At 64.9% G+C, this 23133-nt stretch carries 22 protein-coding genes; 14 read left to right on the forward strand and 8 right to left on the reverse strand.

What is annotated here, in order from left to right:
• The first annotated feature begins 15 nt into the window (after positions 1-15).
• Genes AB4099_RS02970 through AB4099_RS02980 form a run of 3 tightly spaced genes read left to right on the forward strand, consistent with a single transcriptional unit; the run spans position 16 to position 2302 of the window.
• Positions 16-417: a 6-pyruvoyl trahydropterin synthase family protein gene (locus AB4099_RS02970; protein ID WP_113510869.1), complete on the forward strand. Its 402-nt coding sequence runs from the start codon at positions 16-18 to the stop codon at positions 415-417.
• Positions 414-1466 carry a glycosyltransferase family 4 protein gene (locus AB4099_RS02975; RefSeq protein ID WP_441476978.1) on the forward strand — a complete coding sequence of 351 codons (1053 nt, stop codon included), beginning with the start codon at positions 414-416 and terminating at the stop codon, positions 1464-1466. The genes AB4099_RS02970 and AB4099_RS02975 overlap by 4 nt, the downstream gene beginning before the upstream one ends.
• Complete coding sequence (locus AB4099_RS02980) at positions 1463-2302, forward strand: class I SAM-dependent methyltransferase (RefSeq protein WP_113510871.1); 840 nt, start codon at positions 1463-1465, stop codon at positions 2300-2302. Before AB4099_RS02975 ends, AB4099_RS02980 begins: the two co-directional genes overlap by 4 nt.
• 10 nt (positions 2303-2312) lie before the next feature.
• On the opposite strand, the gene AB4099_RS02985 is transcribed toward AB4099_RS02980, so the two are convergent.
• Positions 2313-2894 carry a cytochrome b gene (locus tag AB4099_RS02985; protein ID WP_441476979.1) on the reverse strand — a complete coding sequence of 194 codons (582 nt, stop codon included), beginning with the start codon at positions 2892-2894 and terminating at the stop codon, positions 2313-2315.
• Between the two features lie 262 nt (positions 2895-3156).
• Here AB4099_RS02985 and ribA point away from each other — a divergent pair, with 262 nt between their 5' ends.
• Together ribA and AB4099_RS02995 are read left to right on the forward strand one after the other, a co-directional pair.
• Positions 3157-4299: a GTP cyclohydrolase II RibA gene (ribA, locus tag AB4099_RS02990; RefSeq protein ID WP_441476980.1), complete on the forward strand. Its 1143-nt coding sequence runs from the start codon at positions 3157-3159 to the stop codon at positions 4297-4299.
• A gap of 31 nt (positions 4300-4330) precedes the next feature.
• Positions 4331-6697, forward strand: a complete 2367-nt coding sequence (locus AB4099_RS02995; RefSeq protein WP_441476981.1) for a hypothetical protein — start codon at positions 4331-4333, stop codon at positions 6695-6697.
• A gap of 7 nt (positions 6698-6704) precedes the next feature.
• Here the strand turns inward: AB4099_RS02995 and AB4099_RS03000 are convergent, their stop codons facing one another.
• The 4 genes from AB4099_RS03000 to AB4099_RS03015 form a co-directional block, all read right to left on the reverse strand.
• Positions 6705-7565: a TIGR01459 family HAD-type hydrolase gene (locus tag AB4099_RS03000; RefSeq protein ID WP_441476982.1), complete on the reverse strand. Its 861-nt coding sequence runs from the start codon at positions 7563-7565 to the stop codon at positions 6705-6707.
• A 5-nt stretch (positions 7566-7570) separates the two neighbouring features.
• Positions 7571-8509, reverse strand: coding sequence for a sugar kinase (locus AB4099_RS03005; protein WP_441476983.1), 939 nt, complete (start codon positions 8507-8509; stop codon positions 7571-7573).
• Positions 8510-8612: 103 nt separating this feature from the next.
• On the reverse strand, positions 8613-9875 hold the full coding sequence (locus AB4099_RS03010) for a coiled-coil domain-containing protein (RefSeq protein WP_441476984.1): 1263 nt from the start codon (positions 9873-9875) through the stop codon (positions 8613-8615).
• A gap of 86 nt (positions 9876-9961) precedes the next feature.
• Entirely contained in the window at positions 9962-10540 is a 579-nt protein-coding gene (locus AB4099_RS03015) for a DUF1134 domain-containing protein (protein WP_113510877.1), read from the reverse strand.
• A gap of 177 nt (positions 10541-10717) precedes the next feature.
• Between AB4099_RS03015 and AB4099_RS03020 the strand changes: the two genes are divergently transcribed.
• Positions 10718-11236 carry a YHS domain-containing (seleno)protein gene (locus AB4099_RS03020; protein WP_441476985.1) on the forward strand — a complete coding sequence of 173 codons (519 nt, stop codon included), beginning with the start codon at positions 10718-10720 and terminating at the stop codon, positions 11234-11236.
• Positions 11237-11283: 47 nt separating this feature from the next.
• Here AB4099_RS03020 and AB4099_RS03025 read toward each other — a convergent pair whose 3' ends face one another.
• Entirely contained in the window at positions 11284-12147 is an 864-nt protein-coding gene (locus AB4099_RS03025) for a 3'(2'),5'-bisphosphate nucleotidase CysQ family protein (protein WP_441476986.1), read from the reverse strand.
• Between the two features lie 140 nt (positions 12148-12287).
• On the opposite strand from AB4099_RS03025, the gene chpT reads away from it, so the two are divergent.
• From chpT to AB4099_RS03055, 6 genes are all read left to right on the forward strand, one after another.
• Complete coding sequence (gene chpT, locus AB4099_RS03030; RefSeq protein WP_113510880.1) at positions 12288-12929, forward strand: histidine phosphotransferase ChpT; 642 nt, start codon at positions 12288-12290, stop codon at positions 12927-12929.
• A 115-nt stretch (positions 12930-13044) separates the two neighbouring features.
• Positions 13045-15657: a hybrid sensor histidine kinase/response regulator gene (locus AB4099_RS03035; RefSeq protein WP_441476987.1), complete on the forward strand. Its 2613-nt coding sequence runs from the start codon at positions 13045-13047 to the stop codon at positions 15655-15657.
• Positions 15654-16148: a chemotaxis protein CheW gene (locus AB4099_RS03040; RefSeq protein ID WP_441476988.1), complete on the forward strand. Its 495-nt coding sequence runs from the start codon at positions 15654-15656 to the stop codon at positions 16146-16148. Before AB4099_RS03035 ends, AB4099_RS03040 begins: the two co-directional genes overlap by 4 nt.
• A gap of 30 nt (positions 16149-16178) precedes the next feature.
• A complete protein-coding gene (locus AB4099_RS03045) occupies positions 16179-16544 on the forward strand; it encodes a response regulator (protein WP_043237911.1) in 366 nt (121 codons plus the stop codon).
• Positions 16545-16644: 100 nt separating this feature from the next.
• A complete protein-coding gene (gene cheB / locus AB4099_RS03050; protein WP_113510882.1) occupies positions 16645-17766 on the forward strand; it encodes a chemotaxis-specific protein-glutamate methyltransferase CheB in 1122 nt (373 codons plus the stop codon).
• Positions 17763-18653 carry a CheR family methyltransferase gene (locus tag AB4099_RS03055; RefSeq protein WP_113510883.1) on the forward strand — a complete coding sequence of 297 codons (891 nt, stop codon included), beginning with the start codon at positions 17763-17765 and terminating at the stop codon, positions 18651-18653. The genes cheB and AB4099_RS03055 overlap by 4 nt, the downstream gene beginning before the upstream one ends.
• A 221-nt stretch (positions 18654-18874) precedes the next feature.
• Here AB4099_RS03055 and ctrA read toward each other — a convergent pair whose 3' ends face one another.
• Positions 18875-19576 (reverse strand): response regulator transcription factor CtrA, encoded by a 702-nt coding sequence (ctrA, locus tag AB4099_RS03060; protein WP_069882553.1) that lies wholly within the window; start codon positions 19574-19576, stop codon positions 18875-18877.
• A 344-nt stretch (positions 19577-19920) separates the two neighbouring features.
• Here ctrA and fliI point away from each other — a divergent pair, with 344 nt between their 5' ends.
• Complete coding sequence (gene fliI / locus AB4099_RS03065) at positions 19921-21261, forward strand: flagellar protein export ATPase FliI (protein WP_441476989.1); 1341 nt, start codon at positions 19921-19923, stop codon at positions 21259-21261.
• Here the strand turns inward: fliI and AB4099_RS03070 are convergent.
• Positions 21248-22453: an MFS transporter gene (locus tag AB4099_RS03070; protein ID WP_441476990.1), complete on the reverse strand. Its 1206-nt coding sequence runs from the start codon at positions 22451-22453 to the stop codon at positions 21248-21250. The two genes, fliI and AB4099_RS03070, sit on opposite strands and share 14 nt — an antisense overlap.
• A gap of 242 nt (positions 22454-22695) precedes the next feature.
• On the opposite strand from AB4099_RS03070, the gene fliJ reads away from it, so the two are divergent.
• Positions 22696-23100 carry a flagellar export protein FliJ gene (gene fliJ / locus AB4099_RS03075; RefSeq protein WP_043237924.1) on the forward strand — a complete coding sequence of 135 codons (405 nt, stop codon included), beginning with the start codon at positions 22696-22698 and terminating at the stop codon, positions 23098-23100.
• The last annotated feature ends 33 nt before the right edge of the window (positions 23101-23133 follow it).

Below are 23133 nucleotides of genomic sequence, written 5' to 3' on the forward strand. Positions count from 1 at the left end.
CCCAAGGAGTTGCACATGTTTTCCGTCGAAGTCCGCGACCGCATCATGATCGGCCACTCGCTGCCCGATCCATTCTTCGGCCCGGCGCAGAACATGCACGGCGCGACCTTCGTGGTCGATGTCGCCTTCTTCCGCGAGCGGCTCACGCGCCAGAATGTCGTGGTCGATATCGGCGCCGCACTCGACGTCCTGAACAAGACCCTGAAGCCGCTGAACTATCAAAACCTCGATACGCTGCCGCAGTTTTCCGGCGTGCTCACCACCACCGAGTTCCTTTGCAAATATATATTCGACGCGATCGCTGGAGCCGCAAAGTCGGGGGCCCTTGGCGAGGACGGCGCCGGGTTGTCCCGCATCCGCGTCACCCTGCATGAGACCGACCTCGCCCGCGCCAGCTATGAGGGCGCCCTCGCGTGAGCGAGATCGTCTTCGCGATCCCCGGCGAGATAGACCTACCTACGGGCGGCTATGGCTATGATCGCCGCCTGCTGCGGGAGTGGCGCGCCAATGGCGTTGCAGCGCGGCACCTCGCCCTGGCCGGTTCCTTTCCAAACCCGACGCCGACGGATCTCGACGAGACCCAGCGGCTGCTCCTGTCACAGCCCTCCGGTCACGTCCTGCTGATCGACGGATTGGCCTATGGTGCCCTTCCGGAGAGCATCGCGGCCGACCTGGCCGGCCGGGTGGTTGCACTGGTGCACCACCCCCTCGGCCTCGAAACCGGACTTGAAACGGAGCAGGCCCGCGCCTTGATTGCGCACGAAACCGCCGCCCTGCGTTATGCCAGCGCCATCATCGTCACCAGTCCGGCGACCAAGCGCCTTCTGGTCTCCGATTTCGGAGTCCCCGCCGGGCGCATCGCGGTTGCCCAGCCCGGCGTCGACCGGGCCCCGCGTGCTGCCGGTGGCCGCCCGGACGAGCCGCTGCAACTGCTCGCGGTCGGGTCCCTCGTCCCGCGCAAGGGCTACGACATCCTGGTCGAGGCATTGCGCCCGCTGCGGGGCTTGTCCTGGCGGCTCCAGATCATCGGCGCAGCCGACCGGGCGCCCGCGACAACTCTCGCGCTCAAGGCACAGATCGCGTCTTCCGGGCTTCAGGACCGGATCACGCTGGCGGGCACCGTTGGCGAAGCTGAGCTGGCACAGGCTTACGACAAGGCCGACCTCTTCGTCATGCCCTCCCTCTTCGAGGGATATGGCATGGTGCTGACCGAAGCGATGGCGCGAGGCCTGCCGATCCTGTGCACCACCGGGGGCGCAGCAGCCGAAACAGTGCCGGATGCCGCCGCCATTAAGGTTGTTCCCGGCGATGCCGGCGCATTGACCCGGGCATTGGGCGAGCTTCTGGCTGAACCCGCTGGCCGAAAGCGCCTGGCCGATGCCTCCTGGGCCGCGGCAGGGACATTGCCTCGCTGGCAAGACACCGCGACGATCGTCGCCGAGACCTGCCGAAAGGTGTTTGCATGAGCGGCTTTTCCCCAGACTGGCTGGCTCTGCGCGAGCCGGCCGATCACGCAGCGCGCAACCCGCAATTGCTCGCAGCCGTTGGCGCCCATTTCTCCAGCCGCCCATCACTCACCATCGTCGATCTCGGCTGTGGCGCGGGCTCCAATCTACGCGGCACCTATTCCGCGCTCCCCGCTCGACAGCACTGGACGCTCGTCGATTTCGATGAGCGCCTGCTTGGCGTCGCTCGTGAACGCCTCGCGGCCTGGGCCGATGAGGTGCGCGAGCAGGGTGAGGAACTCGTCCTGCGCAAGGGAGGCAAGACGATCACCGTCGATACCCGCAAGGCGGACCTGAACAAGGATCTCGAATGGGTCCTTGGCTGGCAGCCCGATCTGATGACCGCGGCGGCCCTGTTCGACCTCACGTCGAAGCGCTGGCTCGAACGCTTCGTCGCCGCGCTCGTCAGCCAGAACGTCCCGCTTTACACGGTGCTGACCTATGACGGTCGCGAACAATGGCAGCCGAAACATGGCGCCGACGCCAGGGTCCTTGCAGCCTTTCACCATCATCAGCACAGCGACAAGGGCTTTGGCCCAGCTGCTGGACCAGACGCCACGGAGGCGATGGCCGAGGCCTTCCGCAAATCCGGATTCGCGGTTTCCACCGCCGAAAGTCCATGGTTGATCGACGAAAGCCAGCGCGAACTGGCGGAGGCCCTGACGAAGGGCATCGCCGAGGCGGTGACCGAAACCGGCCATCTCGACCCCGCCACGGTCGCAGACTGGCTGGAGGCCAAGCGCGCGGTCATCTCCGGGCTCGTCGGACACCAGGACCTCTGGGCCCGGCCTGTCTGAATTAGGTCGGCTAGCGCGCTCCGGGCCACATCCGCCGCAGCACGCCATCCCTGCGGATAAAGCGGTGATAGATCACCGCGGCGATATGCGCTGCGATCAGCAGGGCCATGCCGAGCGCCAGCCAGCCGTGGATATTGAGCACCCTCTTTGCCATATCCTCGTTCGGCGCAGCGAGTGCCGGCAGATCGAACAGATCGAAGATCGTCAATGCTGGAAAGAGCGACACGCCGATCCAGCCCAGAATCGGCACGATGAGCAGCAGGCCATAGAGCAACCAATGCACCAGATGCGAACCAGCCTTGTGCCACCACAGTAGGGTCGGCTCGTCGGGCGGAGCGCCATGCAGCAGGCGATAGAGCAATCGCCCGGCCATCAGCCAGAGCAGCGTGAAGCCAATCAGCTTATGCGCGCTGTAGAGCGAGTTGGTCAGTGTATCCCAGATATCGAGCGTTTTGCCGCGATAGGTCATCGCCAGGCCAAGCGGGATCATCACGAGGACGAGCGCGACGATCAGCCAGTGGAAACCCCGCGCGACCGGGCTGTAGACTGCTGCCATGCCCGATTTGGCCGCCTTGGCGTCGTGACTGCTCACCCTGCTCTCCCATGGTTTCCTGTGATTGGGTATGCCGCTACCTTCGCCCATTCATCTCGCGTTCAATCTCACCTTCCTATACAGCTGGCGGCAACAGATTGGATGGCTGCTAAGTTCAGCCGACGTGAGGGTTTTGGCAACGGGAACCGTCAGCCCCCGGGAACGTTTCGAAACCGGGGTCAGTCGCGCATCCCTAGCGATTTCCTGAACGTAGAATAAACATTCCTCCGCCGCTCGCCGGTGCAATCTGACGGACAGTTCGATGCTCAAGTCGCCGATGTCTCGGTCGCGTACGCTCTTCGGCCGCTCGCAAGAAACCAACCTCGTGACGGTCGATCGTGCGATCGCCGAATTCCGCGCCGCCCGACCGGTGCTCTTGCGCGATGGTGTCAGCCTGGCTCTGGCACTCTCCGCGGAGCTCGCAGACGCTGATCTGGTTCAGCGGCTCGACGAGCTTGCCCGTGGCCGAGCACATCTCATTCTCAGCGCAGCGCGTTTGCGCAGGCTGGGAGCCAAGGGCCGCAGCGAGACCGGCATCCTGGCGATGCCGACGCTCGATCTTGCCCGTATCGAAACACTTGCCCTGAAGATCGACGCCAAGGTCGATGCGCCCGTTGCGCCCGCCGGCTTGCTTGACGAAGCCGCACTCGAACTCGCCAGGCTTTCGCTGGTTCTGCCGGCGACGATCCTTGTCCCGGTCGCTGCCGACGAGATTGCCGGCGAGCCGCTCGTCGAAGTCGCCATTGAAGCGATCAACGCCTATCGGGGCGAGCAGGTCGCATCGCTGGCGATCGTCGGTCGGGCGCCTGTGCCGCTGGAAGGCGCGCCGGAAACCGAATTCGTCGTCTTCCGCGGCGGCGAGGGCCTGCGCGATCAGGTTGCGATCATCGTCGGCAAGCCGGATCTCGGTACCGCCGTGCCCGTGCGCCTGCATTCGGCCTGCCTGACGGGCGATCTCTTCGGTTCGCTGAAATGCGACTGCGGCGACCAGTTGCGCGAGACCGTGCAGTGGATGGCAGAGAACGAGGGTGGCATTCTGCTCTATCTGGACCAGGAAGGCCGCGGCAACGGCATCTCCAACAAGATGCGTGCCTACCGGCTGCAGAGTCAGGGCTGGGATACCTATGACGCAGACGAAGTGCTCGGCTTCGACCTCGACCAGCGCCATTTCGATTTTGCCGCCACCATGCTGAAACAGCTAGGGGTGACAAGCGTCACCGCCTTGACCAACAACCCGCTCAAGATCGGCGCGATCAAGGCTGCCGGGCTCGAGGTCGCCGCAACCCAGCGCGTGCTCGGCCGGCCAAACGTTCACAATGTCCGCTATCTCGCCTCCAAGCGGGACCGCGCCGGCCATTTCATCGACATGGACGCGCTGATGGCTCGCGCCGCCCCAACGGATTGATCGCGGCGGCAGCTTCGGGCAGAGCTCACTGATGTCCGAGCCCGGCACCATTCCCCCTCCGGTTCCCTCGACACGCTGGCCGCTCGCCAGCGTGTTCTGTATTGTGTTCTGCGCCTGGTTGGCCCTGTCCTGGCCCTGGCTCTCCGGAATCGTCACCATTCCCTGGGACGCGAAGGCCCATTTTCACCCTCAGCTGCAATTCCTGGCGACGGCGCTGAACCGGGGTCTCTCTCCGTTCTGGACGCCCTATGTTTTTGCCGGATCGCCGCAGGTCGCCGACCCGCAATCCCTGATCTTCTCACCGCCTTTCGCCCTGATCGCGATCTTCAATTCGGCGCCGAGCTTTCGCTGGAGCGACGGCGCCGTGCTCGGCACCTTGCTGGCGGGCGCCCTCGCCCTTGTGCTGCTGTTTCGCGATCGCAACTGGCATCCGGCCGGCGCCGTCATTGCAGCTCTCGCCTTCGCCTTCGGCGCCTCTGCAGCCTGGCGCATCCAGCATATCGGGCAGGTGCTCAGTCTCGGCTACTTCGCCATAACGCTATTGCTGCTGTCGCGTGCGCTTGAACGCAGCTCGCCGATCTACGGCTTGGCAGCGGGCATCGTGGCCGGCTTCATGGTGCTTGGCCGCGACCAGGTCGCATTGATCGGCGTCTATGTCCTGGCCGGACTGGTGATCGCCGCCATTGCGATGGCCGACAAGCCACTGCGGGCCTTGCGCGCAAGCATCCTCCCGCTCCTCGCCGGATCGCTCGGCGCCGTCCTCGTCGCGACCGTTCCGATCCTGCTCACCGCCTTCCTGGCACAGGAATCGAACCGCCCCGCCATCGACCTGATCGGGGCCGGAAAGGGCTCGCTGCACCCTGCATCCCTGCTCACCGGGCTGATTGCCAATCTCTATGGCGCGGCAGGGCCGCTCGAGAACTTCTGGGGGCCGCCGAGCCCCGCCTGGGAACGGCGGTTCGGGCCGCTCGATCTCTATCTCGCCCGAAACATGGGCGAGCTCTATCTCGGCTTCCTGCCGATGCTGCTGATCCTGACAGTCGGACTGGTGCGCGGCGCGCTGCTGCGGCGCGAGATCATAGCGCTTACCATCGCCGCACTGCTGGTGCTGGTCTACGCGCTCGGTCGCTACACACCCGGTTTCCGGCTGATCTTCGAGGTGCTGCCGGGCGTGAGTTTCTACCGGCGGCCGGCCGACGCGCTCTTCATCCTGGGGGCGCTGCTCGCGATCCTCGGCGGCTACCTGACCCATCTCGTCATGACCGACACCGCGCCACGTGCGAGGCTTTGGCAAGTGCTCGTCGAGGCAGCCCTTCTGGTCGGCTTCGTTGGGCTCGCCCTCTGGCTCGCCTCGACCGTCGGGCGTGTCGGTGTGGCGACGATCCCGCTCGTCACTGCGCTGCTCTGCGCCCTCTTGAGCGCGGGCGCACTGGTCGCGGCCCGCGGGCTCTCACTGAGAGGCTCGACGCTTGCGGCCACTGCCTTGCTGGCAGCAACGCTGACGGTGGATCTCTCCGTCAATAACGGCCCGAGCGAATCCACCGCCCTGCCCTCGCAGAATTATGACGTCTTGCGCGCCGACAGCACGAACGAGACGATTGCCCTGCTCAAACGCGAGACGGCCCGCACCGCGGCGCCGGACCGCCGCGACCGCATCGAGCTCGCGGGCATCGATTTCCACTGGCCCAACGCCAGTCTCGTCCATCAACTCGACAATACGCTCGGCTACAATCCCCTCCGGCTCGGTCTCTACAGCAAGGCCACGGGCGCGGGCGACCATGTCGCCTTGCCGGACCAACGCACGTTCTCGCCACTGATGCCGAGTTACCGCTCGCTGCTCGCCGACATGCTCGGCCTGCGTTTCATCGCGACCGGCGTCCCCGTCGAACAGATCGACAAGACTCTGAAGCCCGGCGACCTCGTTCAGATCGCCAGGACGCGCGATGCCTATGTCTACGAGAACCCGCGCGCCTTGCCCCGTGTGCTGCTTGTCGAGAAGGCCGAGCGGGCCGATTTCGACCCGATCCTGGCAAGCGGCCAATGGCCAGCAGGCTTCGACCCGAGAACCTCGGTCCTGTTGGAGCGGGCCCCGCCGCCCCTGCCCGCCGGGCCCGCTCAGCCCGGCTCGGTCCGCATCGTCGATTACGGCACCACCGACGTCGTTCTCGAGGCGGATGCTCCGAGCGGCGGCTATGTCGTGCTCAATGATGTCTGGCATCACTGGTGGCAGGTCGAAGTCGACGGCAAGCCAGCTCACTTGCTTCGCGCCAATGTCCTGTTCCGAGCGGTCGCTGTGCCGCCTGGCCGATCGAAGATCCGCTTCGTCTTCCGCCCCTTCGAGGGGCTTTACGCCGATATCGGAGCCTGGCTGAAGACGCGGCGGGCGCCTCCGGTCTGAGCCACCCTCAGGCGAGCGCGGCCATGGCTGCGACAGGCACGGCCGGCTGCCCGGCCAGAACGCGGGTGACGCCGGCCGGGTCGACCTCACCATCCAGGATCGTCTCTTCGCGATGGATGCCCCCGGCGACGAAAAGACTGTCGAAACCCATCATGCGTGCACCCGCGAGATCGGTTCGCACCGCGTCGCCGATCACCAGAACCTTGTCGGCTTCGATCGCGCGGCCGCCACGAGCCTCCCGGGCCGCAGCAAGCGCCAGGTCATAGGCCGGTCGATGCGGCTTGCCAGCCCAGGCCACCGAGCCGCCGAGGGCCTCGTAGATCGTCGCAAGCGCTCCGGCGCAGGGCAGCAAATCCTCGCCGACATGCACGACGAGATCGGGATTGCCGCAAATGAAGGGAAGCTTGCGCGCCGCAAGGCGCGTCAGCAGCGGACGGTAATCCTCTGGTGTCTCGCGCCGATAGTCGTTCAACTCCGTCGCAACGACGAGCTCCGCCTCAGCTTCGTCAACGAGATTGACATCAAGGCCCGCAAACACGGCCCGGTCCGCATGCCTGCCGATATGATAGATCTTCCGTGTCGGGCTCGCTGCGATGAGCGCCTTGGTTACATCGCCGGAGGTCACCAGCCGATCCCAGGCTTCGCGAGGAACGCGCTTGTCGTCGAGAACGCCGGCAATCTGCTCCGAGGGACCGGGCGCATTCGAGAGCAGCACGACCGCACCGCCACGCTGCCGGAACGTGATCAACGCATCGCAAGCGGGTTCGAGGGCCCAGACGCCGTCATGCACGACGCCCCAGACATCGCTGATGAGCACGTCATAGCCGGCGAGCAGATCGCCGGCCTGGCTCAGGATCGGAACGTTCATCTCAATCAAGCCCTTGCCTCAACGGCCATTCGCGCCTCGACATCGGCGCGCCTTGGTAGCGGCGCGACTGCGCCATAACCCAGCGTGGAAAGCGCCGCCGCGACATTGGCGTAGGCGGCGGCGACAAAGGGATCGCCCGTGCGCACATACTCGGCGAGGAAGGCCCCGTCATAGCAGTCGCCGGCGCCGGTCGCATCGATCGCATCGACCTTGATCGGCACGAAGCGCTGGCGCCGCTGCGACGTCGCAACCAGCGAGCCTTCGTGGCCCAGAGTGAGCGCCACAATCTTCGCGCCAAGGCCGAGATAGAAATCGGCGATCGCATCCGGCTCGCTCAGGCCGGTCAACTGGGTCGCGTCATCAAAGCCCGGGAGCACGATGTCGGCCATGGCGCAGGCGGCATGGATGATCGCCCGCGCCCGGGTCAGCGGCCAGAGCTTCAGTCTCAGGTTGGTATCATAGGCCGTGGTGACACCGCTCGCGCGGGCCACGGCAAAAGCCTCGAACACCGCATCGCAGGCACTTGCCGAAATCGCCTGGCTGATGCCCGATGCCTGCACCACCTTGGCCGAGCGAACAAAGTCGAGCGGCAGATCGCGCGGTCCGCAGAGGCTCGCGGCCGAGCCCGCACGCAGATACGAGAACACGTGTCCGTTCGGTCCGTGATCGACGAAATAGAGCCCCGTCGGCGCGGTCGGATGGGTCGTGACATGGCGGTCATCGACGTTTTCCCTGGCCCAGAGCTCACGGAAGGAGCGGCCTGCGCTGTCGTCCCCCAAAGCGCCGACATAGGCAACGCTGGCCCCCTGCCGTGCCGCCGCGATCGCGCAGTTCGAGGTGTCGCCGCCATGTCCGAAGCGGAAGGAACCGGCCTCGCCGCGGGTCGCATTGAACTCGCCAAGCGGCTCGCCGATGCAAAGAATGTCGAGTGTCTTATCCGTCACGGCACCGTCTCAGGCCAGAGCTGTAGGACGCGGCGAAAAGCCTGCGCGCCTTCCTAAAGCATCAAGCGCTCAAGGTGGAAACGGTTTTCCGCGGGATTGCGCGCTATTCCGCCGCTTCCCGGCTCGGCGGCGGCGCCAAGAGCTGATCGGCGATCCGCACGATCTCCTGCCGCAGGGCGGCATTGTCGCTCCGCGCAACTGGATCATCGACGGGCTTCGCCTCCCGTCGCAACTGAGACAGTTCTTGCTTGGTGCGCGCAAGCTCGGCTCGCACCTGAGCCAATGCTCCCTGCAGGGTCTGCGCTTCTGCATGCTCCGTTTCAAACCGGGCGTCCCGAGCCCGCAGCTCATTGTGAGCCTGCGCGACTTCTTCGGCAGCCCGCTGCTTTCTGGACGCGTTCATGGATTTCTCCTGCGCCAATTCCACTTCGAGTTCCTGCCTCATCCGCACCTGCTGGTCGCGCTCCTCTTCGACCTTGCGGGCGAGCGCTGCGAGACGACCAGCCTCCGAAGCGACCTCAACCGCGCCAGAATCCGCCGCGGCAAGGCCTGCCTCGGCTTGTATCGCGCGTGCGGCGAGAGCGTCAGCGCGCAGTCTTTCGCTATCTCGATCGGTCGTCATCGCCTTGAGCGCAGCCGCCGCCTGATCGACGGCACGCCGGCTGGCTGCCAATTGGGCTGCGAGTTCGCCGCGTTCTCCCTCGATCACCATGATACGTGTGCGGCCCTCGACTTGCGCAACACGATGAGCATCGCCCTCCTGACGGGCTTGCCCGAGCTCCGCCTCACGCTCCGCGAGCAGCGCCTCGGTCCGCTCGAGCGTCGCGCGCAGCTCTGCCACCTCTCCGGTGCGCGCATCGAGATCGGAGCCGGTGCCGCGCAGCGCAAGCCTGGCCTCGCTCAGGCTGCGCTCCAATGCGCCAAGATCATGGATCCGCTGTTCGATGGTGCCGCTGGCCAGCGCCAGCGCCGCGGTTTCCCGGGCCAGCGCGTCGCGGGTTTCGGTGAGATTGATGCGCGTGGCCGCCAAATCCCCCTCGAGTCCGTTGATGCGTTCTTCGCGGGCACCAAGCTCCCGTTCGAGCCGCCCGATCGCCATGTCGCGGCGGCCGAGCTCTTCCATCGCACCAGCTCTTGCAGCGAACCCGCTCTCCGCCCGTTGCTCGAGCGCCCGCGCCTGCATCGCCAGTTCCGCACGCAGATGATCCCGATCGGCTGCGATCTCCGCCAGCGAGAGCGGGAACGCCGCCTCTGCCCGCTTGCGAGCCAACCGGTCGGCCCGCCGGGCAAGCGCCGGCAGGGCCGCCAGCGCCAGCAGAATGGCTGTCAGGAAGCCGAGCGTGACGAGCATGACGGCTTCGATCAAATCACGGGGCTCCGATCAGGAACGATTCCAAGAACGAAACCCTGCCATGACAACGGCGCCATGGCCAGCAAAACGAGCCTTCCCGGTCAGAACGGGTTCCAGGTCGCCTGGGGCGTGAACTTGAGATACCCGAGATTGACACCGAGCCGCCAGCCGACGCCGGTCCGGATCGGCACCAGCGTTACGCCCTCGGCTGCCATTGCCGTGAAGCCGAAGCCCCCGACAAAGTAGACCGAGCCGTCAATGCCGACGAAACGCTGATAGAGCGCGTCGACGACCGGCAGATTGTAGACCAGCATCATGGTGCGAGCGCCCTCTCCGCCGAAATCGAAGCCGACGGACGGGCCCTGCCAGAACACCTTGCGATCGCCGGCATTGCGCGTGAACAATGTGCCCTCGCCAAAGCGGAGGCCACCGACGAAAGCACCGGAGGCTTCCTGGCCGAGCACATAGCCATTGGGTTCGCCCCAGCGGCGGACGGCCTCCTCGATCGTCAGCGCAAGCCCACGCGAGACATTGCCGAAAAACTGATGACCGGAGCTGACGAGCTCGGTCTGAGAAAAGGACTGCGGATTCTGGCTCTGCGCCAGCACCGGCAGGCTGCTCAAGCCAAGGGTGGCCGAGACAACCGCACCGGCCAGAAGGGAACGGCGAGTGAGATCCATTGAGGAAACTCCGGGCTAGGCGTCGCATCCCGGCCGGGTGGCCGAATGCGCGGCGGGGCACGGCATCACGCGAATGCGTGACAATTCAGTAACCAGTTTGATACGCCCCAAGAGTATCCAACCCGTGAAGATTGCGCGGAGGTGCTTCCCCGCCGTCACCCAGCAAAGGAATCTGTGATGAAGGCCGTAAAATGGCAGCGCTGGATTTCGATCGCGGTCGGCGTCCTCGCCCTCGCCATCGCGGTCCAGCCGGTGCTGGCTCAGCCGGCGGCGCTGCCCGACGGTCTTCCGGAGTTGCCGGCAATTGGCGAGGAAATGCAGCGTGACATCCGTTCCGGGCTGGCCATGCGCGGCTATGACCCCGTTGCCTATCAGGCAGAAGGCCGCGCGGTTTCCGGTCGCCCGGACTATGAGCTGGTCTATGAGGGCGCAGTCTGGCGCTTCAGCACGGCCAGCAACCGCGAAGCCTTTCGTGATTCGCCCGACACCTACGAGCCTGCCTTTGCAGGCTTCGACCCGCTCGCGGTTGCCGATGGACGTGCGGTTGAGACCGATCCGCGTCGCTTCGTAATCATTGATTCGCGGCTCTTCCTCTTCCGCAGCGACGAGAACAGGCGACGCTTCACTCAGGAAATATCCCTGCGCCAGCTTGCGGAATCCAACTGGCAGCGTGTCAGTCAGCAGATCGCTCGCTAAGGCACCGCCCCGAAAAGTGGATTGCGGTTTTCGGGCAAGCCGATGATCTAACCCACGGCTCCCGCCTCGCCGACAGGCGTCAGTTCCTTCGCGAGTGCGATCGCGCGCCCGGCCAATCCCTCATTGCTGGCCGCCACGAAAGACGGGTTGCGATAGTGCCGCTCGGCGCCGCCATAGTGCAGCACGTTGCCATCGAGCTGCCGGACAACACCGCCAGCTGCGGTCAGAATCGCGTCGCCGGCAGCAATATCCCATTCCATCGTGGTTCCTCCGCGGACATGAAGATCGGCCTCGCCACTGGCGATCAGGCCGAATTTCACCGCCGAGGACATCGGCATCTGTTCGCTCTTGCACATCGCGCTGAGCACGCTGCTGCTGAGCGTGTCTCCGTGAAAGCGGCTGACCAGAACGACCGGGCCGCTGGCCGGAGTGGGACGCGCGACGATACGCTGCGCCGCACCGAGCGTTGAGCCGTCCGGCGCGATGGCCTGCGCAAAGGCATCTTCCCCCGCAAACCAGAGCCGTCCCATCTCCGGCGCGGCGATCGCCCCCGCGATGGGCCGCTTACCGCTGATGATGGCGATCGCGACACAATAGCTTTCACCAGCAGCCAGGAATTCGCGCGTTCCATCCAGCGGGTCGAGCAGGATGAAGACGGGAGCGGGCTGGGCGGATTCGACACTCTCTTCGCTGATCACGGGGAAATCGGGCAGCAGCCGGGTAAGGGCCGCCTTCGCGGCGTGATCGGCGGCGAGGTCAGCGGAACAGACCGGCGAACCGTCCGCCTTGCTCCGCACATCCCTTGCGGCGCGCATGGCCAGCAGCACGGCGCCGCTCAGGCGCGCCGCCTCAGCCAGCTTCTCAGCCAGGGCATTGCGGTCGGAAAGGCGCGGATCATTGGGCGCTATCATGCGGATTGGGCGCCCATTCGCTGTTCTGCTGGCCAAAACACAGTTAACCACATGCAAACCAAGATCACCCCATACCTTATCCTATCGGCGCTTCATTTGCCATGAGCGCGCCCCGAAACGCTATTCCCAGGACATCTGCCATGACCGACATCTCGCTCGAGCCGCTCGATCTGGCTGCGCTTCTTTGCAGCCGGGTCTGCCATGACGTGATCAGCCCGGTCGGCGCCATCGTCAACGCGCTCGAGGTTCTGGAGGAAGACGATCCCTCGATGCGAGATTTCGCACTCGAACTCATCAAGAAGAGCGCGCGCAGCGCGTCCGCCCGCCTGCAATTCGCCCGGCTGGCCTTCGGCGCGGCAGGGTCGGCGGGCGCGATGATCGATCTCGGCGATGCTGGCACGGTCGCAAATGGCTTTCTGAACGACGACAAGCTCTCGCTCGACTGGGAGGCCCCGCGCGCGCTGCTGCCGAAGAACCAGGTCAAGCTCGTACTCAACCTGCTGATCCTCGCGACGCAGGCCGTGCCGCGCGGCGGACGCCTCGTCGCCCGCACCACCCTGGAGGGCGAGCAGGGCAGCTTCCATATCACCGCCACCGGTTCGCATGCCCGCATTCCGGCCCATGTCGAGGACCTGCTCGCCGGCCGCTCCGAGACGGGCACGATCGACGCTCACGCCGTGCAGCCGCTTTATGCCGGCATGGTCGCCCGCGCGGCCAACATGAAGGTCGCCTTCTCCATCGACGGCGACACCGTGACGATCACGGCCGACAAGACGGACTGAGCCATTCCGGCCGAGAGCGCAGGAACATCGCGCTTTCAGTCCTGTCTCAACCGATCATAAACCCTTCCGCTGCATAGATGGGCGTAGCATTGTTGCGTGGGTAATGGTCTTCGGCATGGACGAATTGCTCCAAGAGTTCCTTGGCGAGACTGGCGAGCATCTCGACACCGTCGACAGGGAGCTCGTGCGCTTCGAGCAGGAACCCAATAATCGCGACATCCTGCGCAACATCTTCCGGTTGGTTCATACCGTGAAGGGCACGTGCGGATTCATTGGCCTGCCGCGCCTCGAAGCCCTGACACATGCGGCAGAATCCGTGATGGGCCAGTTCCGCGACGGAGCAACCGTGAACGCGATTGCGGTCACCGCGATTCTGGAGACCATCGACCGCATCAAGGAAATCATGGCGGAGCTGGCCGACAAAGGCCAGGAGCCGACCGGCAGCGACGAGGTCCTGATCCGCGAATTGCAGGCGCTGGCAGACCAGGCCAAGAAGGAGCTGGCACGGTCCCCCTCGGTCAGCCCGTCGGATCCGGTCGCCGCCTACCTGGCCCGGCACGCAGTGTCGGCGACCGATGACGGCCTCGACCTCGTCTTCCAGAGCGCACCCGGGCCACAGCGCGGACCGGACGGGCGCATCGAAAGCGCCGCCCGCCACGATGCAGCCGCCGACGACGCCTCCCCCCGCGAGAGCCGCTCGGTGGGTCCGGCGAGCCTCCGCGTCAACGTCGATACCATCGAACATCTGATGACGATGGTCTCGGAGCTCGTGCTGACCCGCAATCAGTTACTCGAAATCTCGCGCCGTCAGGATGACGCCGCGCTCAAGGCGCCGCTTCAGCGTCTATCTCTGATCACCGCCGAGCTGCAGGACGGGGTGATGAAGACCCGCATGCAGCCGATCGGCAATGCCTGGTCGAAGCTGCCGCGCATCGTGCGTGACCTCAGCGGCGAACTCGGCAAGCGCATCGAACTCGTCACCGAAGGCGCCGACACCGAGCTCGACCGGCAGATCCTCGACCTGATCAAGGACCCCTTGATCCATATGGTGCGCAACTGCGCCGATCACGCGATCGAACCGCCGGCCGACCGTATCATTGCCGGCAAGCCGGCCCATGGCACCATTCGCCTCGCCGCGTATCACGAGGGCGGGTCGGTCACCATCTCCATCTCCGATGACGGCCGCGGCCTCGACTTCGAACGCATTCGCCGCAAGGCGCTGCAGCAGGGTCTCGCCCATGAGGGCGAGATCGAGCGCATGAGTGAAGCGCAGCTCAGCCGCCTGATCTTCAACGCCGGCTTCTCGACCGCGGAGAATGTCACCGCGATCTCCGGCCGCGGCGTTGGCATGGACGTGGTCAAGTCGAATATCGACGCCATTGGCGGGTTGATCGATATCGCCAGCACAGCCGGTGCCGGCACCACATTGACCATCAAGATCCCGCTCACACTCGCCATTGTGGCAGCCCTGATCGTGGCCTGCGGCGAACAGCGCTTCGCCATCCCTCAGATCGTCGTGCGCGAGCTCGTGCGCGTGAAGGCGGGGGCGGATCACCGCGTCGAGCAGATCAACGGCACCCCTGTCCTGCGACTGCGTGGCCGCTTGCTGCCGATCATCGCACTTGCCGGATTGCTGAACGCAGGTCCCGCAGCTGCAGATGACGGGTTCATCGTGGTGACGCAGATCGGCGAACGTCAGTTCGGCATTTTGGTCGACAGCGTGTTCCACACCGAGGAAATCGTCGTCAAACCGATGTCGACGAAGCTGCGTCACATTCCGATTTTCTCCGGCAACACCATCCTTGGCGATGGCGCGGTCGTCTTGATCGTCGACCCCAATGGCGTCGCAAGCCTCGTCGGGGCGACGACCTCTGCCGATGCCCCCGAACAGAACCCGACCAGCGGACCCTCCCCTGTCGGTGAGCGCACGACCATGCTGGTGTTTCGCGCCGGTGCCGACAGCCTGAAAGCCGTACCGCTTTCGCTCGTAACACGGCTGGAAGAGGTTGAGGCAGAGCGGTTCGAGATCAGCGGCGGTCGCGTGCTGCTGAACTATCGCGGCCGTCTGATGCCGATCATCCCCGTTGGCGAGACACAGGTGAAGAGCAAGGGCCTGCAGGCACTCGTGATCATCGCGGAAGGCGAGCTGACCATGGGCCTCGCGGTCGACGCGATCGTCGACATCGTCGACGAGATTCTCGATGTCGAGTTGCAGGCCATGCTCGACCAGGGCACCGTCGGGTCGGCGATCATCAGGGGACGCGCCACCGAGATCCTCGATCTGGCGCACTACTTGCCCAAGGGCGATCCGAACTGGTTACGGGCCAGCCGTCGCGAAGGCGTTTCCAGCAGCGCGCATGTCCTGATGGTCGAGCCGTCCGAATTCCTGCGCGAAATGCTGGCCCCCGTCCTGAAGGCTGCGGGACTTCGCGTAACACTGGCCGCCGATATCGCCAGCGCCCGGCAGCATGTCGCCGCTGGCGGGCTCAACGGCGTGTTGATCGATCTCGACCGCTACACCGAAGCGGCGCTCGGCTTTGCCGCCGAACTGCGTGAGGGTGAAGACGGTGACGCGGTCCGGATACTCGGCATGACGACCTTCGCCACCCCGGAGCTCTATGCACTGGCAACACAGGCGCGCATGGACGCCATCGTCGCCAAATTCGACCGCCGCGCCTTGCTCGCCGAGCTGGCAGACAACCGTTCCAGGCTGAGGCAGGCGGCATGAGCTCGAAGCAAATCCAGACACGCCCCGCCCCTGACACGACGGGCTTCACGGAATCCCTCGATTACGTCACCGTGACCATTGGCGAGCAGTTGCTCGGGCTGCCGATCGGCCGCGTGCAGGACGTCTTCAATACCAGCCGCATCACGCCGGTGCCACTGGCGCCGCCCGAAATTATCGGCCTGCTCAACCTGCGCGGGCGGGTGGTAACCGCACTCTGCCTGCGCAAGAGGCTCGGCCGGGAGCCCCTGCAGAACGGAGCCAAGGAGTTGGTTGCGGTCGGTATCGATCATGGCGGAGAGGCCTACGCACTGATCGTTGACGCGGTCGGCGAGGTGATACGTCTCGATCATTCCACGCTGGAGCCGGTGCCGGTCCATCTCGACCGCGCCTGGGCCGCCCTGGCGGCCGGCGTTCACCGCCTCGAAGACCGTCTTCTCGTCGTGCTCGACATCGACGCAGTGCTGAAAATCGACCTGCCTTTGGCTGCCTGAGCCGCGGCCCGCCTATTCTGGAGAGTGACCATGAAATATTGCCTCGTCGTCGATGACTCAGCGGTGATCCGCAAGGTCGCGCGCCGCATTCTTGAGGGGCTCCAGTTCCGGATCGCAGAAGCCGAGGACGGCGCCCGGGCGATCGATGCCTGCAAGGGCGAGATGCCGGACGCTGTGCTGCTGGATTGGAACATGCCGATCATGGACGGCTATGATTTCCTGCGTACCCTGCGGCAGATGCCAGGCGGCAAGCGCCCCAAGGTCGTCTTCTGCACGACCGAGAACGACATTGCCCATATCGCACGCGCCATGCACGCCGGCGCCGATGAATACATCATGAAGCCGTTCGACAAGGAGATCGTCGCTTCCAAGTTCCATCAGGTCGGCCTGCTGTGACACAGCGCGCCGCGGCCCGTGCTGTCGCGGCATGTTTCTCGGTGGGCCATTCGTGGCTCGACCAGCCAACCCTGCATTCGACGCACAGGGGTCGTGCCGAATGGTGAGCCCTCGCTCATCCAGCCATGGCAGAACAGCCATACGTCCGAAGACCGTCGTCATCGCCGACGACTCCGTCGTCGTGCGCGGGCTGTTCGCACGCTGGCTCGGCGAGAGCGGCCAGTTTCATGTCGTTGCTGTAGCTGGCGACGGTGAGATGGCCGTGGAGCATGCCACGCGCTACCGCCCCGATATCATGGTCCTCGATCTCGACATGCCCGGCCTCGACGGTCTTGCAGCACTGCCCCAGATCGTCAGAGAGAGCCCGAAGACTGCGATCCTGCTGGCAACGACGCTGACGGAACGCAACGCCCGGCTGGCCCTGCAGGGCATGACCATGGGCGCCATGGACGTGCTGCCCAAGCCCGAAAGTCGCGCCGGCTTGACACTGTCGCTGGATTTCCGGAGCGAATTCCTGATCAAGCTCGGCAGCATCGCCCAATCCTCGCACGAAGCCTTGCTGCCCTTCAGCGAAGTCCCGCCCGACGCGGGTCTGCCCAGCGGCATCATGGATCTCAGGCCGTTGATCTCGATGATGCCGCGCTACCTCGTCATCGGCGCATCGACAGGCGGCCCCCGTGCAGTGGCTAAGGTCCTGACCGATATCGGCGAAAGCCTCCAGGATCTGACAACCCTCGTCGTCCAGCATATGCCTCCGCTTTTTACCGCATCCTTCGCGGAACAGCTCTCCGGGCAAATCGGAGTCAGGGCACGCGAGCCGTTCGATGGCGAACGGCTGAGCAGAGGCACGGTCTATATCGCGCCCGGAGGGCGCCATCTCGGCATCGATCGCAGGCTCGGCCATATCGTCGCGAGCATCGGGGACGGGCCGCCCGTGCGCTTCTGCAGGCCCGCCGTCGATGTGCTCTTCAGCGAGGCCGCCAATCACCTCGGTCCGGCCGCCCTCGGCCTGGTGATGACCGGAATGGGCAGTGACGGCACGGACGGCGCCGGCGCGTTGCGCCGCGCCGGCGCCGCCGTGATCGCACAAGATGAAGCGTCGAGCACGATCTGGGGCATGCCAGGTTCTGTCGTACGCGCCCGCCATGCGAGCACCGTCGTCGCGCTCGACGGCATCGGCCCGGCCATTCGTGCGCTTGTGCGTGGAGGGTCCCCCGCATGACGGAGGCCGATTTCGACTTCCTGCGGACACTGCTGCACCTGCGCTCGGGTCTCTCTCTCAGCACCGAGAAGCGCTACCTCGTCGAGAGCCGGCTCGGTATCCTCTGCCGAAAACGAAATATCGCGGGGCTCGGTCCGCTTGTGCAGCGCCTTCGGCTCGAAGGCGATCGCGGCCTGGAAAATGCCGTCGTCGAGGCGATGACCACGAACGAGACCCTGTTCTTCCGGGACCGGACCCCATTCGATCTGTTCCGCAATGTGATCCTCCCCGAGAAACTCGCCGCGAATGCTGCCCACCGCTCCCTGCGGATCTGGTGCGCCGCCGTTTCGACCGGACAGGAAGCCTATTCGCTGGCCATGATCCTGGACGAGATGGCGGCGCAGCTGGCGGGCTGGAAGATCGAGATCGTCGGAACCGACATTTCCGCCGAAGTCCTGGAGCGCGCCCGCGGCGGGCTCTACACCCAGTTCGAGATCCAGCGCGGCCTGCCGATCCAACTCCTGCTGAAGCATTTCCGGCAGGAAGGCGACAAATGGCGCATCTCCGAGCAGATTCGCGCGATGGTCGAGCTGCGACAGCACAACCTGCTCGATCCGAGCGGTCATTTCGGCCTTTTCGACGTGATCCTCTGCCGCAACGTGCTGATCTATTTTGACGTTCCGACCAAGGCGCGGGTCATGGCCGCATTGGCCCAACGGCTCGCCCCGGACGGAGCCTTCCTGCTTGGCGCCGCCGAGACGGTGATCGGGATCACCACCAGCATCGTGCCGGACAAGCAGCATCGCGGCCTCTACCGCGATGGCCGCTCCGGCAAGGCTCAATCGCCCGGCCTCGGCTATCCCTTCGACCGATCGCGTCCACTGCCCGCGGCCGGCTCCCGTCTCTAATCATCGGACTGGATATCGTATCCGGTCCGATGATCGAACCTTCTGTGCTTGCATCGGCTTTCCCAAAAACCGCAATCCCCTCTTCGGGTCGATGCTCGAGGCCGCTGTTGCCACAAACAAAAACCCCGCCTCTCGGCGGGGTCCCGTCAACCTGTCGTGTACATCCGACGATCAGGCTGTATCTCTTGTCGCATCCGATCGTGACGACCAGATGACACTGATCACGCTGGAATGCGTTCCTCGACATCGTTCGGCTCGCGCAGCACGTAGCCGCGGCCCCACACGGTTTCGATGTAGTTCTTTCCGTCCGACGCATTGGCGAGCTTCTTGCGGAGCTTGCAGATGAAGACGTCGATGATCTTGAGTTCCGGCTCGTCCATGCCGCCATAGAGATGGTTCAGGAACATCTCCTTGGTCAGCGTCGTGCCCTTGCGGAGCGAAAGCAGCTCCAGCATCTGGTATTCCTTGCCGGTCAGGTGCACGCGGGCCGCATCGACCTCGACTGTCTTGGTGTCGAGATTGACGACGAGATCGCCCGTGGTGATGACCGACTGTGCATGCCCCTTCGAGCGGCGCACGATGGCGTGGATGCGCGCAACAAGCTCGTCCTTGTGGAAGGGCTTGGTGAGGTAGTCGTCGGCGCCGAAGCCGAGGCCCTTCACCTTGTCCTCGATGCCGGCCAGACCGGAGAGGATCAGGATCGGCGTCTTCACCTTCGCGACGCGAAGGGAGCGCAGCACCTCGTAGCCCGACATGTCCGGCAGGTTGAGGTCGAGGAGGATGATGTCGTAATCGTAGAGCTTGCCGAGATCGACACCCTCTTCGCCCAGATCGGTCGTATAGACGTTGAAGCTCTCTGATTTGAGCATCAGCTCAATGCTCTGGGCGGTTGCGCTATCGTCCTCGATCAGCAGAACCCGCATGTCACGTCCCCAATTTCGCCCCGAGGCAAGCTCGACCACATTCTCATCCGAACCCTCATGGCTCTGGACGACCAGGCGCTTGCCCGATGAAACGCCACGCGACACGCTACTGGGAAAATGGTTAACAAACCGTGATTCCCGAGCGCAAGCGCTTCCAGGGAGAAAGTGAACGATCCTTGTCGAGGTGAGTCGAAATTGACACGGATCGGGAGACCTTCGCCCGCGAAATCGCCTTTCGCGGAGGACTGTTCCGAGGAACAGGGACAAAAAGCCCCTGCAACACGACACAGCCTCGATGCACAGTGTTAATCACAGAGGTAAATGAAAGATTGACGGGACGGGGAATGAGCGGCGCAAAGCACGGTATAGACAGGTTATCCGACCTCGCCGCCACAATCGGCCACCTCGATGCGGTAACGACATTCGGCCGCGTGACGGGCGTGCGCGGCCTGATGGTCGAGGTCTCCGGACCGATCGGCGCGATGAGCCTTGGCGGGCGCATCGAGATCGAAATTGCGCCGGGAACGCGTGTCCCTTGCGAAGTGATCGGCTTTTCCGGCGAAAAGGCGCTGGTGATGCCCTATGGCGGCCTCGACGGAGTCCGCCGCGGCTGCCCCGCCTATGTGGATAAGGCAGCTCCTGGCATCCGGCCGACCAATGCCTGGCTCGGCCGGGTTGTCGATGCGCTCGGAAGACCTGTGGATGGCGGCCCGCCCCTGCCCCAAGGAGAACATCTTAGCGCCTTCCGCGCCGACCCGCCGCCCGCCCATGCGCGGCGCCGCGTCGGCTCCCCGCTCGATCTCGGCGTTCGCGCGCTCAATTCCTTCCTGACCTGCTGCCTTGGCCAGCGCATGGGTATCTTTGCCGGCTCGGGCGTCGGCAAGTCGGTTCTTCTCTCCATGCTGGCCCGCTACGCGCGTGCCGATGTCAACATCATCGGGCTCGTCGGCGAGCGCGGCCGCGAGGTCCAGGAATTCCTGCAGGACGACCTCGGCCCGGAAGGCCTGGCGCGCTCCGTGGTCGTGGTAGCCACCTCCGACGAGCCGGCGCTGATGCGCAAGCAGGCCGCTCTCACCACCCTCACCCTGGCCGAATATTTTCGCGACCAGGGCGCGCAGGTGATGTGCCTGATGGACTCGGTCACGCGCTTTGCCATGGCGATGCGTGAAATCGGCCTTGCCGCCGGCGAGCCGCCAACGACCAAGGGGTATACGCCGACCGTCTTCGCCGAGTTGCCGCGCCTGCTCGAACGCGCCGGCCCCGGCATCGGCGAAGGTGCCATCACCGGTCTGTTCACGGTGCTGGTCGACGGCGGTGACCATGACGAACCCGTCGCCGACGCGGTGCGCGGCATTCTCGACGGCCATATCGTCATGGAACGCTCGATTGCGGAGCGTGGGCGCTACCCGGCCATCAACGTGCTGAAATCCGTGTCGCGCACCATGCCGCGCTCCTGCGACCCCTCCTACTATCCCGTCGTCCAGAAGGCCCGCGCGACGCTCGCGACCTATTCCGACATGGAGGAGTTGATCCGGCTTGGCGCCTATCGCCAGGGCGCATCGGCGGAGGTCGACGAGGCCATCCGCCTCAACCCGCAGCTCGAAGCCTTCCTGAAACAGGCCAAGGATGAGGCAACATCACTGGGGGAAGGCTACGCCAGACTCGCAGCCATCATGGCGAGCTGACGCGGCGCACCAGGATCAGCATCGCCAGCAGCGCACCGGTCTGGATCGCCGCCGAAATCATCAGCGTCGCGCTGCTGCCAAAGCGCTCGATCATCACCGCAAAGAGCAGCGGCGCGGCTGCGAAGGTCAGGTTCTGCGGAACCGTCAGCCGCCCGAGCATGGTCGCAAAGCCGCGCCGACCGAACAGGGAGAGCGGCAAGGTGGCGCGTGCCACAGCAATGACACCCATGGCGGCGTTGAAGGCAGCGACGAAGACGATGGCCGAAAGCGCGGTCCCTGACGCCAGCGCCATGTAGAGGCAGGAGAGCGGTCCGAGCACGAGGCCGACCAAGGCCACACGCTCGACAGCGAAGCGTTCCCCGGCCAAGACATCGACCAGACGCGCCACAAGCGTTGCAAGCCCGCCAAGCGAAGCGATCGTGACAGCCGTGGCGCTGGTCAGTCCGGAATTCTCCAGCAGACCGATGAGGTGGAGCGGCAGCCCCCAGGAGACCAACCCGCTTGCCGAGAAGGCGAAGGCCAGCAGCCAGAAGATCGGGCGACGCTCTTGCGCAGGCACCCTGCCCTCTTCGGCGGGCAGGGCCGCCGCTGTCGGGCCGGCAGCGGACGCATGAGCCGTTGTCACCGGGATGGCGAGATGGATCGGCAGCACGATCACGATCTGGATCGCGGCAAAGATCAGCAGGGCCACGCGCCAGCCATAGGCAGCGCAAAGGGCTGCGGACAACGGCCAGAACACGCTTGAGGCAAGTCCCGTGACCAGCATCATCACGCCGATGACGCGGCGCGTTCGCTCCCCCATCAGTTGCGCGACCGTAACATTGCCGACATTGGCCAGAGTCAACGAGTGGCCGATGCCAATGACGAACCAGGTCGCGAGATAGCTGATCGGCCCCTGTGCCGCCGCAAGCAAGGCTAGCCCCAGCGCACAGATGACGGCCCCGACACACATGGCACGCCGCGTTCCGCGACGATCGAGATGTCTTCCGACCATCGGCGCGACCACCGCACCGGTCACGAGCAGGATGGTGATGCCTCCGAAGACGATCTCCCCGCTCATCCCGAGCTCTCGGTCGAGATAGGCGGCCAGGACCGACGGTGCGTAATAGGTCGATCCCCAGCCGATAATGCGGGTGAGAGCGAGGCCGCAGAGCAGCGGCCAATGCTCCGGAAGGCGTGATGAGGCGGGCAAGGGAAAGCGATCCGGGAGGGAGAGACGGGCGAACGCCCTGATAACCGACGCAGACTCTATAGGGGACACCCAGGCCACGGCAGCAGCAGCGACGCGGGCTCAATATGCGTCGAAAGCGGGCGGCCTCGGTAAGAAACGGTCAACCTCCTTGCGCCATTGTCCTTTTCGTCTCGCGGATCAAGTTCCGGCGGCGAACCGAGGGGTCGGGGAGCCGCCATGCGTAACCAGGAGTTGGACACGACATGAAGTCGCGAGAGACCCTCTTGCGTCTCAAACGCTTCCAGGTGGACGAAAAACGTCGCCGGGTAAGCCAGATTGAGATGATGATTGCGGATTTCCATCGCATGGCGACCGATCTGGATCGCGAGATCCAGAGCGAGGAGACACGGGCCGGTATTTCCGACCCCGCTCATTTCGCCTACCCGACCTATGCCAAGGCAGCGCTTGGGCGCCGCGATAACCTGCGGCAGTCGGCGGATAATCTGAAGGGCCAGCTCGATGAGGCCAAGGCGGAGCTTCAGGAAGCGTTCGAGGACATGAAGAAGGTCGAGATTCTCGACGATCGCGAGCGTGCGTCCGAGCGGGCAGCCGAAGCAGCGCGCGACCAGTCGATGATGGATTCGATCGGGCTGCGCTCGCGCGCCTGACCGCTCGGCTTCAAGGGTCTTACACGGAGATGG

It is taken from the genome of Allobosea sp. 2KB_26, from assembly GCF_052115715.1.
Classification (GTDB): Bacteria; Pseudomonadota; Alphaproteobacteria; order Rhizobiales; family Beijerinckiaceae; genus Allobosea.

Excerpts from the sequence above, each read along its gene's own strand:
- AB4099_RS02970 (WP_113510869.1), top strand. The coding sequence starts at position 16 with ATGTTTTCCGTCGAAGTCCGCGACCGCATCATGATCGGCCACTCGCTG.
- AB4099_RS02980 (WP_113510871.1), top strand. The coding sequence starts at position 1,463 with ATGAGCGGCTTTTCCCCAGACTGGCTGGCTCTGCGCGAGCCGGCCGAT.
- ribA (WP_441476980.1), top strand. The coding sequence starts at position 3,157 with ATGCTCAAGTCGCCGATGTCTCGGTCGCGTACGCTCTTCGGCCGCTCG.
- AB4099_RS02995 (WP_441476981.1), top strand. The coding sequence starts at position 4,331 with ATGTCCGAGCCCGGCACCATTCCCCCTCCGGTTCCCTCGACACGCTGG.
- AB4099_RS03000 (WP_441476982.1), bottom strand. The coding sequence starts at position 7,565 with ATGAACGTTCCGATCCTGAGCCAGGCCGGCGATCTGCTCGCCGGCTAT.
- AB4099_RS03015 (WP_113510877.1), bottom strand. The coding sequence starts at position 10,540 with ATGGATCTCACTCGCCGTTCCCTTCTGGCCGGTGCGGTTGTCTCGGCC.
- AB4099_RS03020 (WP_441476985.1), top strand. The coding sequence starts at position 10,718 with ATGAAGGCCGTAAAATGGCAGCGCTGGATTTCGATCGCGGTCGGCGTC.
- AB4099_RS03025 (WP_441476986.1), bottom strand. The coding sequence starts at position 12,147 with ATGATAGCGCCCAATGATCCGCGCCTTTCCGACCGCAATGCCCTGGCT.
- chpT (WP_113510880.1), top strand. The coding sequence starts at position 12,288 with ATGACCGACATCTCGCTCGAGCCGCTCGATCTGGCTGCGCTTCTTTGC.
- AB4099_RS03035 (WP_441476987.1), top strand. The coding sequence starts at position 13,045 with ATGGACGAATTGCTCCAAGAGTTCCTTGGCGAGACTGGCGAGCATCTC.
- AB4099_RS03040 (WP_441476988.1), top strand. The coding sequence starts at position 15,654 with ATGAGCTCGAAGCAAATCCAGACACGCCCCGCCCCTGACACGACGGGC.
- AB4099_RS03045 (WP_043237911.1), top strand. The coding sequence starts at position 16,179 with ATGAAATATTGCCTCGTCGTCGATGACTCAGCGGTGATCCGCAAGGTC.
- cheB (WP_113510882.1), top strand. The coding sequence starts at position 16,645 with ATGGTGAGCCCTCGCTCATCCAGCCATGGCAGAACAGCCATACGTCCG.
- AB4099_RS03055 (WP_113510883.1), top strand. The coding sequence starts at position 17,763 with ATGACGGAGGCCGATTTCGACTTCCTGCGGACACTGCTGCACCTGCGC.
- ctrA (WP_069882553.1), bottom strand. The coding sequence starts at position 19,576 with ATGCGGGTTCTGCTGATCGAGGACGATAGCGCAACCGCCCAGAGCATT.
- fliI (WP_441476989.1), top strand. The coding sequence starts at position 19,921 with ATGAGCGGCGCAAAGCACGGTATAGACAGGTTATCCGACCTCGCCGCC.
- fliJ (WP_043237924.1), top strand. The coding sequence starts at position 22,696 with ATGAAGTCGCGAGAGACCCTCTTGCGTCTCAAACGCTTCCAGGTGGAC.